The 16,062-nt window shown below is 61.3% G+C and carries 11 protein-coding genes and 1 pseudogene; 9 read left to right on the top strand and 3 right to left on the bottom strand.

Annotated features, from left to right (window positions below):
- Nucleotides 1–588 precede the first annotated feature (588 nt).
- The 9 genes and pseudogenes from hemN (at nucleotide 589) to ACFC3J_RS07780 (ending at nucleotide 12,222) form a co-directional block, all read left to right on the top strand.
- Entirely contained in the window at nucleotides 589–1,896 is a 1,308-nt protein-coding gene (gene hemN, locus ACFC3J_RS07820) for an oxygen-independent coproporphyrinogen III oxidase (RefSeq protein ID WP_375195658.1), read from the top strand.
- A 301-nt stretch (nucleotides 1,897–2,197) separates the two neighbouring features.
- Nucleotides 2,198–3,103, top strand: coding sequence for a LysR substrate-binding domain-containing protein (locus tag ACFC3J_RS07815; RefSeq protein ID WP_375195622.1), 906 nt, complete (start codon nucleotides 2,198–2,200; stop codon nucleotides 3,101–3,103).
- Nucleotides 3,104–3,255: 152 nt separating this feature from the next.
- The gene (locus ACFC3J_RS07810) at nucleotides 3,256–4,608 is read left to right on the top strand and encodes an MFS transporter (protein ID WP_375195621.1); all 1,353 of its coding nucleotides are present in this window, start codon (nucleotides 3,256–3,258) and stop codon (nucleotides 4,606–4,608) included.
- An 18-nt stretch (nucleotides 4,609–4,626) separates the two neighbouring features.
- The gene (locus ACFC3J_RS07805; RefSeq protein ID WP_375195620.1) at nucleotides 4,627–5,529 is read left to right on the top strand and encodes a shikimate dehydrogenase; all 903 of its coding nucleotides are present in this window, start codon (nucleotides 4,627–4,629) and stop codon (nucleotides 5,527–5,529) included.
- On the top strand, nucleotides 5,526–6,830 hold the full coding sequence (locus ACFC3J_RS07800; RefSeq protein WP_375195619.1) for a carbohydrate porin: 1,305 nt from the start codon (nucleotides 5,526–5,528) through the stop codon (nucleotides 6,828–6,830). The genes ACFC3J_RS07805 and ACFC3J_RS07800 overlap by 4 nt, the downstream gene beginning before the upstream one ends.
- 425 nt (nucleotides 6,831–7,255) lie before the next feature.
- A pseudogene (locus ACFC3J_RS07795) lies at nucleotides 7,256–7,366 on the top strand (IS5/IS1182 family transposase); the annotation flags it as partial.
- A gap of 224 nt (nucleotides 7,367–7,590) precedes the next feature.
- Nucleotides 7,591–9,858: a TonB-dependent receptor gene (locus ACFC3J_RS07790; RefSeq protein ID WP_375195618.1), complete on the top strand. Its 2,268-nt coding sequence runs from the start codon at nucleotides 7,591–7,593 to the stop codon at nucleotides 9,856–9,858.
- A 117-nt stretch (nucleotides 9,859–9,975) separates the two neighbouring features.
- Nucleotides 9,976–10,743 (top strand): hydroxypyruvate isomerase family protein, encoded by a 768-nt coding sequence (locus ACFC3J_RS07785; protein ID WP_375195617.1) that lies wholly within the window; start codon nucleotides 9,976–9,978, stop codon nucleotides 10,741–10,743.
- Nucleotides 10,744–10,836: 93 nt separating this feature from the next.
- Nucleotides 10,837–12,222, top strand: a complete 1,386-nt coding sequence (locus ACFC3J_RS07780; protein WP_375195616.1) for an MFS transporter — start codon at nucleotides 10,837–10,839, stop codon at nucleotides 12,220–12,222.
- 790 nt (nucleotides 12,223–13,012) lie between these two features.
- On the opposite strand, the gene ACFC3J_RS07775 is transcribed toward ACFC3J_RS07780, so the two are convergent.
- The 3 genes from ACFC3J_RS07775 to ACFC3J_RS07765 all read right to left on the bottom strand — a co-directional run.
- Entirely contained in the window at nucleotides 13,013–13,936 is a 924-nt protein-coding gene (locus ACFC3J_RS07775) for a sugar phosphate isomerase/epimerase family protein (protein ID WP_375195615.1), read from the bottom strand.
- 19 nt (nucleotides 13,937–13,955) lie between these two features.
- Nucleotides 13,956–14,912, bottom strand: coding sequence for a sugar phosphate isomerase/epimerase family protein (locus ACFC3J_RS07770; RefSeq protein WP_375195614.1), 957 nt, complete (start codon nucleotides 14,910–14,912; stop codon nucleotides 13,956–13,958).
- Nucleotides 14,913–15,542: 630 nt separating this feature from the next.
- Nucleotides 15,543–16,062 (bottom strand): VOC family protein (locus ACFC3J_RS07765; RefSeq protein WP_375195613.1); only part of this gene is annotated, 520 nt, incomplete at its 5' end.

The raw sequence follows: 16,062 nt of genomic DNA, 5'->3' as shown, positions 1-16,062 counted from the left end.
TCGCTGCGGCACCAAGGAAAGGCCGCCCCTGACTCCTCTCCGCAGGCACCATTATCGCAGCAGCGCTCCCGCCCGCCCGCAGCCATTTGACTGCGAGCAGGATGCTGAACTGCCGCCGCCAGCGGCCAAAACTCATTCCAGTCTCGCGAAGGATGTCTCAAGCCAAGGTTTGCTCGCTGACCCGGCATGCTTCGCGAGATTGGCGACCGAGCCTTGCGATCACTGTAGCTCGCATCGAACGGCGTGCGTGGCCTTGGCGCGGCCGTGGAGAAGCTGGCCCATAGCTCCCTCCGCCTTGATGACGACAATTTACGCCATCACATCCTGGGACTAAACACTTGGAGCATCACCAATTGAATTTGAGATAAATCAAGACGGACAAGCAACCGTTCAGCTACATTGCTCTCAACGCTTCCGACCGATGCCAGCTGAAGCGTTAAAGATTCCTCTGAGGGAGTTATCACCATGTCCATCGCGCCTTTTGTCGCGAAATCTCCCGCGTTACCGAATAGAGTTCGGCAACGCCCCAAAAGTCACGGAAATTCGTGGCTTTCGGTAGGGTATTCGGCGCGTTCCTGAGTTGGAATGATGTGGACATATCACCCCGACCTGCTCGCCCGGCCTGTGCCGCGATACACCAGCTATCCCACCGCCGCACAGTTCAGCGGCGACGTGGGCGAGGCAGATCTCGCTGACCGGCTGGATAGGGTGGAGGCGGACGCCGCGCTCTCCCTTTACGTCCATATTCCCTATTGCCATGACATTTGCTGGTATTGCGGCTGCAACACGGGGGCTGCCAACCGTTCGCATCGCCTTGCCGCCTATGTCGAGGCGCTGGAGCGCGAAATCGCGCTGATTGCGGGGCGGCTGAACGGACACGGCCGGGTGCAGCGCATCGCCTTTGGCGGCGGCAGCCCCAATTCGCTGCCGCTGGTCGATTTCGTCCGCCTGCTCCAGCAATTGCTGCTCTGCTTCGACGCCCATCATGCCGAAATCTCGGTCGAACTGGATCCTCGCCGCCTCGACAGACAATGGATCTCAACCATGTCGGCCATGGGGGTCGACCGGGTCAATCTGGGCGTCCAGACTTTCACCCCGCATGTTCAGGCGGCCATCGGCCGTATCCAGCCGATCGAAACGGTCGAGCGCGCCGTCGACCAGCTCGGCCTGGCAGGTATCGCGACCGGCTTCGACCTGATGTATGGGCTGCCGGGCCAGACACTTCAAGACCTCAGCGCCACGATCGAGGCAAGCGTACGGCTGCGCCCGGCTCGCATCGCCCTGTTCGGCTATGCCCATATGCCGCAACTGCTGCCGCGCCAGCGCCGCATCCAAGCCGGCGCGCTGCCAGACCTCGCCACCCGCTTCACCATGGCGGCACAGGGTCATCGGACGCTCGCCGCGGCGGGCTATGCCGCGATCGGCTTCGATCATTTCGCCCAGCCGCAGGACAGCATCGCCAGAGCCGCCGCAGCCGGACGACTGAGGCGCAATTTTCAGGGCTTCACCGACGATCCGGCGGACATATTGCTGGGTCTGGGCGCCAGCGCGATCAGCCAGTTCCCCGATCTCATCGTCCAGAACGAGAAACAGGCCGGTCCCTGGCGCGAAAAGGTGGAAGCGGGGCATATTTCCGGCACTCGCGGCACGCTCCGCACCGTCGAGGACCAGCGCCGCGGCCGGATCATCGAAGCACTGCTTTGCCGGGGGCATGTGCGGCTCGACCCGTCCATCTCCCTGCCCGACCTGTCGCGCTTCGAGGAACTGGGCCTGATCCGCCTGAGTGGCGAGGAGATCATGCTGTTTCCCGACGCCTTGCCCTATGCCCGCAGCATCGCCGCCTGCTTCGACAGCTATCTGCAACCCGCTGAGCGGCGTTTCAGCCATGCGGTATAGCGCGTTCGCGCTCGCCGCTCTGGCCTGCGCGCAAATATCGGTCGCCGCGATGCCTGACGCGAGTCCATCCTCGCCCTCTTTTTGCGGTTCGGCTCCTCCCGGCTGGACACCGCCATGGCAGCGCAAGCCGACCGCCCCCTCCGGGAAGGATGCCGCCTGCCACCTCATGAGCTGCGACCGGCAAAAACGCGCGCCCTCGCCACAGGCATGCCCGGACGGCGCATGACCGGCTTTCCACTACAATAAAGGCACGCATTGGTTTAGCACGGCCATTCAGATTTGCGAAAACAAGCGAAGGCCCATGCTCACCGTCCGGCAGATCGAGATATTCCGCGCGGTCATGATCACCAAGACCGTGAGCGGCGCCGCGCGCCTGCTGGGCACATCACAGCCCGGCCTCAGCCGCATGCTCGCGCATATGGAGGACAAGCTGCACTTCCGCCTGTTCGACCGCACGCGCGGACGGCTGGTCCCCACGCGCGAAGCCTGCATCCTGTTCGAAGAGGTCGAACGAATCTACAAGGGCTTCGACGATCTCGCGCATGTCATTCAGCGTTTGGCCACGGGTGAAGACAAGACCTTTCGCGTCGGCGCATCGCCCTCGCTGGGACATTCCGTCCTGCCGCAGATGCTGGGGCGGCTGACCGCCAACTATCCGGGCCTTACCATCCAGTTCGACATATTGTCGGTGGAACAGGCAGCCGACTATCTCGCCCTTCAGCGCGGCGAATATGCCCTGACGGTTTTCCCGATCGACCATCCCAACATCCTCTCCAGCCGGATTGGCGCCGGGCGGATGGTCTGTGCCGTCCCAGGTCATCACCGGCTGGCGGACCGCGATCGGATCAGCGTTGCCGATATCGCCAGCGAACAACTGCAATCCTTCCGCCCCGACACGCCGCATGGCCGCATCATCGCGGACATGTTCGCCAAGGCAGGCCGGGAACTGAACGTCGCCACCTATATCCGCTTCGCCGAAACCGCGGTAGCCTTCGTCGCCAACGGCATGGGCATCGCGCTGGTCGACAGCTTCACGGCGATGCAGCCGCATGCCGACACGGTCCGCTTTCTGGAATTTGCAGACCCCGGCGTGCTGCCGGTGTATATTAACCGCAATCTGGAATCGCCCCGCGCCATCATAGGGGAGACGTTTGAGGAGATCGCCCGCACTGTTCTGCTGGGCCTGCCCCGCCCGAAGAAGGCATAACATAAGGGCATAAGATACTTTGTTTCGCCTGCTGGCTGGCCAATGCGGAAAGAGTCATGAGGATCGAACCCGCAGAATAGAAGCCGACAGGACACCGGGCCGGTATCAGTGCAAGGGCTTGCAGCCCCAGAGAGGATGAAAGGCGTTCTACCATGGCCAGCTATTCGGCAACCGGCAGCGTGTCCGTGCGGCCCTATGTCACCGTGGACAGCGGAAACCCGTCGCCGCTGGAAAGCAGCTGGACCGCGCGGCAGATACTGGTCGTTGCCATCTGCTTCATCCTCAACATGCTGGACGGCATGGACGTTCTGATCCTGTCCTATGTTGCTCCGGCGCTCTCCGCCGACTGGAATGTCAGCCCCGAAAGTCTGGGCATTGTCTTCAGCGCGGGACTCGCCGGCATGGCGGCGGGCGGCCTGCTGATCGCGCCGCTGGCCGACCGCTTCGGCCGCCGCAAGCTGATCCTCGCCTCGCTCATCATGATGACCGCCGCGATGTTCGGATCGAGCATAGCGACATCGATCGTCGAGCTCATCGCAAGCCGTTTCGTCGTCGGCATCGGCATCGGCACGGTACTGGCCAGCATGGCGGCGCTGACCGCCGAATATGCGCCCGCCAGGCATCGCACCTTTGCCGTCGGCTTCCTGCAAGCAGGCTATCCGGTCGGCGCGACCATCACGGGCTTCGTCGTCGCCAGTCAGGTTTCGACACATGGCTGGCAAGCGATGCTGCTGGGCGCGGCGATCCTGTGCGCCATAGCTATCCCCTTCGTCTGGCTGCTGCTGCCTGAATCCATCGCCTTCCTGCTCAGCCGTCAGCCCAAGGGCGCTCTCAGCAAGGCAAACCGCCTGCTCGCTTCCGTCGGCCAGCCCCAGCTTGACGCCCTGCCGCCACGCCATGTCGGCGAAACCAGCCATGCCGGCGTGCGCGGCCTGCTGACCGAAGGGCGCGGCCCAAGCACCATATTGCTGTGGCTGGCAATCATCTTCAGCTTCATGACGCTCTATTTCGTGATCAGCTGGATCCCCAAGCTCGCGGTAGAGGCCGGCCTGCCCGCCAAGGATGCCATCTATGCCGGGGCGATATACAATATCGGCGCCTTCTTCGGCACCTCGTCGATCGGCCTTGTCGCCATGCGCTTCGACCTGCGCAAGCTGATCCTGACCTATATGGTCCTCGCCGCTGCTGCGCTGGTGGTGTTCGGTTCGGTTGCCATGCCACTCGCCGCGACGCTCGCCACCGCCTTCCTGATCGGCGTGTTCGTACAGGGCGGTTTCAACGGTTGCTACCCGCTGGCTACCAGCCTCTATCCCCCCGAAGCGCGCGGCACCGGCATCGGCTGGGCCATGGGCGTGGGCCGGATCGGCGCGGTGATCGGACCGATGCTGGGCGGCTTCCTGCTGGCGGCCAAGGTGTCGCTGGCCGTGATCTTCGGCATCTTCGCGGTGCCGGTCGTCCTTGCCGGTATCTGCGCAGCACTGATCCGCCTGCCCAAGACCGCTTAAAACGCAATTTCGAGGACCATGACCATGATCCATCAACCCGTCCGCGATACGGGGCGACCCTTCGCGTCCATTCTCTGTGGCCTGATTGGCAGCGGCATTGCCGGATCGCGCAGCCCCCAAATGCACGAAACCGAAGCCCGCGCGTTGGGCCTCACCATGGTCTATCGCATCCTCGACGGCGAGGTGATGGACTATGCGGCGCAGGACCTGCCCCGGTTGCTGCCGATGCTTCGGGCGATGGGCTTTGACGGTCTCAACGTCACCCATCCCTTCAAGCAGGCCGTGATCCCGCATCTCGACAGCCTGTCCGACGCTGCCAGGGCGCTGGGCGCGGTCAACACCATCCTCTTCCGCAACGGCAGGGCGCATGGCGACAACACCGACTGGTCGGGCTATCGCGCGCACTTCCTCGCGGGTCTTGGCGATCGCCTGCGCGGGCAGATCGCCTTGATCGGCGCTGGGGGCGCAGCGGCGGCAGTAGGCTATGCCCATCTCGACCTCGGCGCGACCCGCCTTGCCGTTTTCGACCCCGCCCCGGAACGGGCGACGGCACTCGTGGAGCGACTGGGAGCGTTGTTCCCGCAAGCGACCGTCACCGTCGCCGCGACGGCAGAAGAAGCCATTGCTCGCGCCGATGGCGTGGTTCAGACCTCGCCCATCGGCATGCTCAGCCATCCCGGCCTGCCCTTCGATCCCGATCTGCTGACCGCAGACCAATGGGTGTCGGACATCATCTATTTCCCGCTCCAGACCCCACTGCTCGAAGCGGCGGCGGCCAAGGGCTGCCGGACACTCAATGGCGGCGGCATGGCGGTGATGCAGGCGGCCCACGCCTTCGCCCTGTTCACCGGCGTCCAGCCCGACAGCGCCCGCATGCTGGCCGACTTTGCCAGCGCCACCGAACGGAGCGCGGCGTCATGATCGCGGATACACCGCCCGCCATCGTCATCCCGGCCGGGGCGGCCGCCGCGCCCGTTGCGGTTCGCCAAGGGCCGCCCGCCCATCAGGGCCAGCTTCCCGCCGCAAAAGCGGAGAAAAAGCCGGGCTGGCGCACGCGTCTGAAGGACAAGGGCGTCACCCTCACCTTCTCCTACATCTCGGAAAGCGCGGCCTCCATCACCGGCGGGCGCGATCAGGGTGCGGCCTATACCCAGCAATTGCTCGCTTCCGCCACGGTCGACACCGGCAAGGCGTTTGGGCTGGAGGGCGGCAAGATTATCGCCACCATCATCCACCGCAAGGGACAGGATCTTACCGCGACCCGTATCGGCAACCTTTTCGAGGTTCAGGAGCTGTTCGGCGGCGGGCAGGATCTGCGTCCCGCGGAATTAAGCTATGAGCAGCAGTTGAACGACGGCAAGACCGCCCTGAAGTTCGGCCTTTACCATACGGGCGACGATTTCGCGACGCTGCCTTCGGGCTGCCAGTTCCAGAATTTCGCCTTCTGCCCGCGCCCGACCACCTTGTTCTACAATAGCGGCTTTTCCGGCTTTCCGATCCCGCGCTGGGGCGTCCGCGCGAAACGGGAAATCGCCAGAGGCCTGACCGTCACCGTCGCCGCCTTCGAAGTGAACGGCATTCGCGCCCAGACCGGCAATGGCTGGCAGCTGGCGCCGCGCTTCGACAGCTTCGTATTGCCGGTCGAACTGGGCTGGAAATTCGGCCAGCAGGAGGGCGGACTTCCGGGCCTGATCCGGGTCGGCGGCCTTGTCGATACCACCGATAAGCCCGATGTGCGGGACGATATCAACGACGACAGCTATGTCCTGTCCGGCCTTTCCCCCGCCATGCGTCAGGAAAGGTGGAGCGCGTGGATCATGGGCGAAAAGATGATCGCCCGCTTCGGTCCGGGCGATCGCGGCCTGTCCCTGTTCGGCACGGTCACCCTGTCCGACCGGCATACGGCGCGCGTGCCGTTTTTCCTGAGCGGCGGCTTTGTGACGCGCGGCCTGTGGGACAGCCGGCCCAGGGACAATTTCGGTCTTGGCCTCGTCTATGCCCGCGTCAATCCGCGCATTGCCGACCGTCAGCGCGACGAGATAGCGCTGGGTCAAACGGTCGATGTGCAGAAGGATGAGATGAGTGCAGAACTGTTCTATGGATGGCAGGCGACGGGGAAGCTGCTGATCCGCCCGAACCTTCAATATATCCACCGCGTGGGGGCGATTGATCGCTACCCGGACGCGCTGGTCGCGGGGATGACGGTGAAGCTGATCTTCTGACGGTTCGATGCCGAACCTTGATAAAATCGCGCTAATTGAGCGCGAGACGAAAATGAGTTCCCTCCGTTTATCGCATCTGCCGCGATGTGGCGTGAGACCCCGGATCCTGCATGCGGTTCCACTGACCCCAGAGCCATAGCCAAATTGGCCGTCGATCCTAGCGGTCATGGGTTGAAAACCGCTTCAGCGTGGCAGGTATGCGTGCCGGAGCCAAGGTCCCGCGCCTGAACTGGTGGCCGGAACTGACGGAATATGCCCTATGCGCTGACATAAGGCTGACGCCGGCCGCTGTCGTTCGCATGGCGAATCGCGAATTGGGTGGGTGGGCGCGTCCGAACAGGGCGAGAACCGATGCCATCGGCGGTGGTCATCCACAGCCGGAGCGTCAAGATTACCGGAGGGTCGATGCCGCTGCCGTGCGCATTGAGCGGCTGATCCATGGAGCCTACGGTCAGGACCTGGATGGCGCGGTGCCCCTGCTCAGACAGCCGCGCCAGAGGCATCCCTTCGTCGAGCGCATCCATGCCGGCGACGCCTAGGATTGCGATCAGCACGATCGCAAGCGATGAAACTGTTGGCCTTCTTCAATCTGACCCGGCGCCATTCAGGAATGTTCGATCCGGCCTGTGTCCGAATTAGACTTACGGTTCTTATATTCCTTGACCTGCGCCAGGGGTTCATATTAAAACTGACATTGCAATTCGTAAATGTCCCTAAATAGGGGAAGCATAAGGGAGGATTAATGCGTCACATTCGAACCATGACCATTCTCATGGCAAGCGTCGCGTGCATCGGCTTTGCCGGCAGCGCATTGGCTCAAGGCGATGGCCCGGACGAAGGCCATGACATGGGGATTGCCGATATCATCGTCACCGCGCAGAAGCGGGCCACCAACATCCAGGACACGCCGATCGCCATGCGCGCGTTCGATAGCGACGCAGTGCTCAAGGCCGGTGTCAGCGACGTCAACGGCCTGTCTCGCCTCGCGCCGGATCTCAACATCACCAACGATACGCAATATACCAAGATTTCGGTGCGCGGCATTTCCAGTCAGGATCATAGCGAAACCGCCGATCCGGCGCTGACCATCAATATCGACGGCGAATATATCAATCGCCCGATTGCGTTGAACGCCAGCTTCTTCGACCTTGAGCGAATCGAAATCCTGCGCGGCCCTCAAGGCACGCTTTATGGTCGCAACGCTACCGCCGGCGCTCTGAATATCGTCGTCGCAAAGCCCAAATTGGGCGAGTTTTCAGGCTATGCTTCGGCGAGCTACGGCAATTATGACGCGATCATGGGCGAGGCGGCCGTCAACCTGCCCCTGGGCGACAAGGTTGCGATCCGCGCCAGCGGCATGCACAATGAACATGACGGTTATTTCAACAACGCTCCAGCCGGTCGTGGCAGCGCGGGCAATACCGACGCCGCCCGCCTCTCCATCTATGCCGAACCGGCGGACGGCATCCGCGCCTATCTGGCCGGCGAATATGTCAATGTGGACACCACCGGCGTCGCGCAATATGGCATCGTCGTCGCAAATAATGGCGTGCTCACCAACCCGGCCTATGCGGGCGGGCTGATCGATCCCATCCCTTCCACGCCGCAGCTCGAAAATGGCGGCGTACCGCGCAATCTTCAGTTCAATCCGCCGCGCAAATCCTTCCCGCTGGGCGACCTGGGCTTTACCCGGATCAAGCAGTATGCCGTGCGCGGCCGCCTCGACGTCGATGTGGGGTCGATCGGTACGCTGAGCTATATCGGCGGCTATCGCGACGTGCAGTCCGACGTCAGCCAGCCGCTCAACGGCTATGTCCCGACCGTCTTCATCCAGAATTACGAGAAGAATTCCAAGACGCAGAGCCATGAAATCCGCCTCTCGGGCGGCGAGGATGGCGGCGTCATCTATCAGGTCGGCGCCTTCTATTTCCGCGAGAACCAATATATGGCGCAGGGGCTGTTCCTGCCGTTGGCGGCCGGTGGCAGCTACCTCAACTATTTCTACCGCCCCTATGTAAAGAACAGGTCGATGGCCGGCTTTGCTCAAGCAACCGTTCCGCTGATTGCAGACAAGCTGAGCGTCACCGGCGGCATCCGCTATACCAAAGACAAGAAAAGCGCGCTCTTCATCAATTATGGCCCGCGCTTCGGCCGCGGCCCCACGCCTCCGCCTGCCGATGAATCGCTCGGCTTCCATCCCACGCCGCTGGACGACGGGCAGGTCACCTGGACCGCGGGCGTCGATTACACCCCGTCGCGCGACCATCTCGTCTATGGCAAGGTCAGCACCGGCTACAAGGCTGGCGGCTTCGACAATGTCAGCTCCTTCGGGGCAGAAAAGCTGACTGCCTATGAAATCGGTACGAAGAACAGTTTCGCCAACCGCACGATCCAGTTCAATGCCGCTGCCTTCTATTATGACTATAAGGATCAGCAGATCCCGATCTTCCTAGACACCAACGTCGGCGCCGAAGTCGTCAATGCCGGCGCATCGCGGGTCTGGGGCATCGAAACCGACACGACCGTCCTGCTGTCGCGCAACGATCGCTTTACCGCGACGGTCAACTATCTGAATGCCAAGCTGACCAAATTCTACGCAAACCTGCTTGGTCTGACCGGCACGCTGACCGACAGCGATCCTGACGCGCCCGGCCTTCAGCCTTTCGACCTCAGCGGCAATACGCCGGTGCAGTCGCCCAAATGGACGATTGCGCTTGGTTATGACCATGATTTCCATTTCGGCGATCAGAAGGTCACGGCCAGCCTGTTCAGCCGCTTCAAGTCGGATTATTATCTGCAGCCCAGCAACGATCTGGCGACCCGGCAGAAGGCCTTCACCCAGACTGACTTCACGCTGGAATGGGTTTCGCCGGGCGATCGCTTCAGCATTCAGGGCTTCGTCCGAAATATCGAAAACTATCGTCCCATCGCCTTTGCCGGCTACGTGAATGCGGGGGGCTCGCTGCTGATCAACTATGTTTATGGATCGCCGCGCACATATGGCGTCCGCGGCACTGTTCGTTTCTGATGAACATTCTATAGTATCCATCGGACCGGAGGCAGTCCCGGCTAGGCCGGCGGGACTGCCTCTCCTTCTTCTACCGGACCCAGTTCCTGCGATCAGGAGCGCCCAAGGAGAAGATCCATGTTTCCCTCCGCCTGCATCGAATGGCTGTTCAAGGACGATGCACCCGACTTCGCCGATCGCATCCGCGCGGCCAAGGCATCTGGCCTTGGCGCCGTCGAATTCCACCTCTGGGACGACAAGCCCCTGGAGGATATCCGGATCGCGCTGGAGGAAACAGGAGTGAAGCTGACCAGCTTTTGCGTCGGTCCGCGCCGCAGCCTGGTCGACCCCGCTCAACATGAAGAATTTCTGGCGGCCGTGAAGGCGACGCTGGAAACCGCCAAGATGCTGGGCCGGCCGCCCCTGGTTATCGCGTCCGGCTTTACCCGCGAGGGCGTCAGCGTGGAAGAGCAACGGGCGGAAGCGGTCAAAGCGTTGCGGCAGGCCGCGACGCTGGCTGAGGAAGCGGGCGTGATATTGCTGTTGGAACCGCTTAACACGATCGTATCCCATCCCGGCATGTTCCTGTCGAGTACCACGCTCGCGCTCGACATTATCGAGGAAGTGAACAGCCCCAATCTGCGCCTCCTCTATGACGTCTTCCATTCCAACGTCATGGGCGAGGATATGGAGCAGGTGCTGAAGGGCCGCATGCATCTGGTGCAGCATGTCCAGTTTGCCGACAATCCCGGCCGCAACGAGCCGGGAACGGGCAGAATCGACTGGCGCCAGACCGTCGCGAAGCTCCGCACGCTCGGCTATGACGGGGCGATCGGCCTTGAATATCAGCCAACCATGCCGACGGCTCAATCCATCGCCAAGGTGCGGGCCGCCATCGGCCTTTGACGTTCGACATGGTTACCGGGCCAGAGCCAGGCTGGCCCTCAACAGAAAAAAGGCTCCGCGCGCACGGAGCCAGGTGATGGTGAGGAACGCGCTATGACGAGTGCCGTTGCAAGGCGTGCCATGCCGGAGGGAGCGACCATGGCCTCGCCCTCTAACGACAATCTCAAGCCATGGGAAAAGATCAGCTATGGCCTGGGTGATTTCGCTTGCGGCCTCAGCTGGAACGCCGTTGGCGCTTTCCTGCTCTACTTCTACACCAATGTCGCGCTGCTGCCGGCGGCGGCCGTGGGCACGCTTTTCCTCCTGTCCCGCCTGTTCGATGCGGGCGTGGATCTGGGCGTCGGGCTGCTGGTCGACCGGACGCGGACGCGCTGGGGCCGTACCCGGCCCTATTTCCTGTTCACCGCCATTCCCTTTTCGATCCTGCTGGTGCTGACCTTTACCACGATTGACGCTTCCACCGGCGCGAAACTGGCCTATGCCTATGTCACCTTCTCGTTGCTCGGCATTCTCTACAGCTTTCTGGCGGTGCCCTTTTCGGCGCTGATGCCGATGATGACCGCCGACCACGGCAGCCGCATGCAATTGGGCAGCGCGCGCGCCATCGGCACGTCCATCTCCGTGATACTGGCGACCGCCGCCACCATGCCGCTGGTTGGTCTGCTGGGTCGCGGCAATGAACGGCTTGGTTTTGCACTTGTGGCCATCATCTTCGCGGGACTGACGCTGGCCGCGCTGCTCAATCTCTTCTTCAGTTGCAGGGAACGGCATCATGACGAGGGCCCCCGCAACGGGGCGGTCTGGCCACAGGTCGGCGCGATGGTGCGCAATCGCGCCTGGCTCGTCACCTTCCTCTTCTGCACGCTCAATTTCCTGCGTTTCGGCTGCGTGATCTCCGTCACCGCCTTCTTCGCGATCGAGGTGATGAAAGCTCCCTGGATGATCGGCATATTGCTGCCCGCCGTCTCGGGCACACTGCTGCTCAGCGCCTTCTTCGCGCCGATGATCTTTAAGCGGACCGGCATCCGCAAGGGTTGTATCACAGCGCTGGCGCTCGCCATCCTGCTGCACCTGCTGCTCCCATGGATAGAGGCCCGACACGTCCTGTTCCTGACGACCTTTCTCATTGCAGCGATCCTCGTCAGCCTGACCATGACCGCCATTTTCACCATGGCGGCGGACGCGGTCGACTATCATGAATGGACTTTCAGCGTCCGCAACGAAGGCCTGCTGTCCTCCGGGATCAGCCTGGCGACCAAGGTAGGCATGGCGCTGGGCACGGCGATCATCGCCTATGTGCTGGGCATTGCGGGCTATGATCCCAAAGCGGTGACGGATGGCGCACGCGCAGCGATCCGCTGGTCCTATTATGGCTGGCCGATCGGCATCATGATCGTCCAGATCGCTGTCATCCTCTTCTGGCCGATGGATGGTCAGCACGATCGCATCCGTGGGGACATCGCCGCAAAGGCAAGGTGAAATGCATGAAGAGAGGAGATGCTTCGAAATGCAGGCCCCTCTCCTTTCATGTTCTTCATCACATAGGATGCTTGCTCTTCGATGTATCCAGAACAGGCTGGAAATGCGATAATTTTCGTCGATCAAGCCATGACCGAGACGGAAGACATAGATCCGTGGAAGGCAATGATTCTCTTCTGACAATTTACCGCGACAGGTCGTGAAGACACCCCTGCTGTCCGCCGCCTTGCCACAGATTCAGGCATCAAGGCTATCCGCGCGGAGACCTGCATGATCTCGTCATGTCGGGACTTGTGCACGAGCGCGCGAAAGAGAGAGAGAGAGAGAGAGAGAGAGAGAGAGAGGCAACGGCGCGTGGGCATCCGCAATGCCTTTCCAGGCAGGCGTGGTGACTGGCTGGCGAAATCGCTCCGCCGTTGCGCAGCATATGCCGCAAAACACCATGCAATTCGCAAGCCACGCGTCCCGGATAAGGCCGTAGCGGGTTTCCACGATCAGTTCACTCCGAACGCTCCGGATCGGTCCGCCGTGAAGCCTGCCCAGATCATATGGCCTCTGCATTCATGGCGCGCTGGTGGCCTGAAAGCGTGCACCGCAGCAGCCCGGACATTGCATCGAGAGCGACCTTGCCCGTCCGGATCGTAAAAATAGAGCCGCGGCGCCGGGCCAGACGAGGAGCTACCCCGGCGTCGGGAGGGCTGGCAATATCGACATATTCCCAAGCCCTCTCTCTTCGCGCAAGGTTTTTGCCCCAAGTCCCGATGATACCCGACAGTCTGCCGACTGACGCTCAGTCGTAGATCGGCCGCAATTCGTTATCGAGATAATAGCGTGTCATGGCCATTGAAGCGAGCAGATCGGGCGAGCCGTCATATTCGATCGAGATCCAGCCCTTGAACTCATGCTGCTTGAGCAGGCGATACAGACCCTTGAGGTCAAGTTCGCCCTGGCCCGGCTCCCAGAACCAGCGCGTGCCGTCATCGGCAATCTCCGGGTCCTGCGCGTAGCGCACGCTGTCCGGGAGCTTTGCAGAAGCGGTATCCTTGAGGTGGAAGGTGCTGATGCGTTCGTGATAGTCCCCGTAGAATTTCAGCAGGTCTTCGCCCATGATTGCAATCTGCGCCGTGTCGACGCAGTAATGAACCAGCTTCGGATCGGTAAGTTCGATCAGCTCGCGGTGATTGGGTAGGTTGATCGCGCAGAAGAACTCGTTATGCAGGCCGATCTTTACCCCGTGATCGGTCGCGTAACGGCCGATCTCGTTCATCACCTTGGCGCATTGCCGCACTTCTTCCCTGCTCAACGGTCCCGTACCGTAATAATTCTGCGTCGGACAGGTGTTCATATAGGTGCCGCCGAACCGCACGATCGTATCGACCGCCTCGCGCCCGGCGCGAACGGCCTCGTCGAAATGATCCTGCGCATGGGAAGCATGCGCGCCGTGGAACATGCCGATCACGCTCACCCCGCGATCCTTCGCAAAGGCGGTGAAATTTTCGGGCGAACCGAACAGCGGCAATATGTCCGCCAGATCCCAAGGGGCGATTTCAATCCCTTCGAAGCCAAGCGCCGACTGATATTTCAGGATATTGTCCCAATCGGAATAATAGGCGCTGTTGGACTTGTCTTCATAATAGAATTCGCGGAAGTTCTCGATCTTCCTGTAGGGGATCGTTTTCCAGTGGCACATGTTGGCATAGCGAATATTGGGCATCGCGGCGTCTCCGTCCGTCTTATTTCTGTAATTGGTTGAGCAAGGCACGGGTTCTCAGCAGAGCGCGAAAGGGATCTCTCGTCTGGCGGGCGCTACAGATGACCGGCCCCCGGTAGCTCAACCTGTCGAGCAAGGCAGCGATTTGCACCAAATCGACCGAACCAGTTCCCGGATCGCGGAAGACTTGCGTTGCGTGATTGCTCGGGAATTCCGGGTTGGGGGTTTTCCAGACCTCCTGCGCATCGACGAAGTCGGTATCGGTCAGATGGACGCAACCGATCCGGTCGATCTGCGCCTCAAGAAAATTCGTTGACGAGACACCGGCGACGAACAGGCTGGCCGTATCGCAGTCGAGCTTCACATTGTCGGGCAAAGCATCCGCCAGTGGCAGGATCCGCTCGCCGCCGAACAGACTCCAATACTCATTGCGAAGGACCAGCGTGACGCCAAGCTCCCCCGCCTTGGCGGCAAGACCCGCCAGCAGCTCGATCGTGCGCTCGGTAAAGGCCTCTTTCATATTCTCAAGATCAGGATGATATTGCGCGATGCGCCCATGGAAGGGCGAAGGGCTGATGGCGAGATATTCGGCGCCCATGTCCGCTGCATGGGCAAGGGCCTCGTTCGCGAAATGGTTGGTCGCGCCGAAATAGAAATTCAGATTATCGTTGCGCATGAACAGGTTGGGATCGAAGGTTATGCCGGTGACATGGGCGATCCCGCTGGCGCTCAGCAGCGCGCGATAATTGTCTGCGCTCTCATATTTGGTGTTCACACAATATCGGTTGAACGGCACGCCGCTGCGCCCGCCAAATTGCCAAACCGGTTCGTAGGGAATCTCGATCGCCGAGAAGCCGGATGCAGCGATCAGCGTGTAGAGCTCCTCCCAGAAATATCTGCTTTCGTACCGATTCCGGTTCGGCTCCTGGTAATGGCGATTGATCAGATCGAGGCTTATCGCAATCGCGTCTCTATCCATGGTTGGATTCAGGCTCCTCAGGCAGCCGCGTTGTAAGATTGCGGCCTTGGTTGTGTTTGGCGATCGCTATGCGAGCGACGTTCTCAAGCGATCAGGCTATAAAACCGAACGTTGAGCGACGCGCACTCCCTGAGCAATCAATTAAAACTAAAACACTCATACTAATAACTGAAATCTCAGTCAAGCGGCGTATGGCAGTTGGGGTAGGCAGGCATCAGCGCCCCCTTCCAGAATTTATGCCATATCGCGACAAACTGCATGATCTTGAATTGCCCTACACAGCCAAACTGTGCGGGGGTCGTGTCCGGGTTGATGGTTCAGATTTCGACGGTGCGTTGCCGGAGCGACGCGTGCTTTCCATAATGCGCTGCAGCCACCGGCCGGCAGTGCAGTTGGTCACCATGCGTTTGATCTTTTGCGTGAGATCATCTCATTTACCGCCGACCGGTTGATGGAGACGGAAGTTGGCGGATCGAGGGGGCGCCCGCCGTGGAGAGAAGTTGCGCTGCGCGACTTGCTCAGCGTAACAGCTATCGCGAGCGTGACTGGCACACCCGCACAACGCGGTCGAGCTGCGCATGCCGAGTTGCACAAGGACACATATAGCGGCTTTAAAAGGCGCTCTTCCGGTCAGTCCAACGGGCCTTCATCCCGGAACCGGTTCTGCGCGGCGAGCCTCACCCCGGCATTGGGTGCGCCATAGCCGCCATAGCCGGGGTCGCGCTGGACGAATTCGAAGAAGAACAGCTTGTCGAAGGCGCGGCTGTAAAGCTGCCAGTAACCCGTGCCTTCCGCATCCTCGTCATAAAGGATGCCCAGCTCTGCCATTCGCGTCACCAGTGCCCCGTCGAAGCCGAAGCGCGCGGCCAGATCGTCATAATAGTTGGCCGGGATCGCCAGCACCGCCGCGCCACCATCCCGCAGCGCCTGCGCAGTTGCAAAGATATCGTCCGTATCAAGCGCGATATGCTGGTAGCCGCCGCCCATGCCTTGCCCCAGAAAGCGGGACGACAGCGTTTCCCGTGCATCCGAAGCGTTCAGCGTCACGCGAAATGCACCATCGGGCGATTGCAGCGCCTGACTGTGCACCAGCCCGGAAGGATCGATCACGTCCTGCGCCGACTTCGCCTCCAGCCCGAACAGAGCGCGC

Source organism: Sphingobium sp., from assembly GCF_041987595.1.
GTDB lineage: Bacteria > Pseudomonadota > Alphaproteobacteria > Sphingomonadales > Sphingomonadaceae > Sphingobium.
This window is presented reverse-complemented; position numbering and strand designations above follow the sequence as displayed.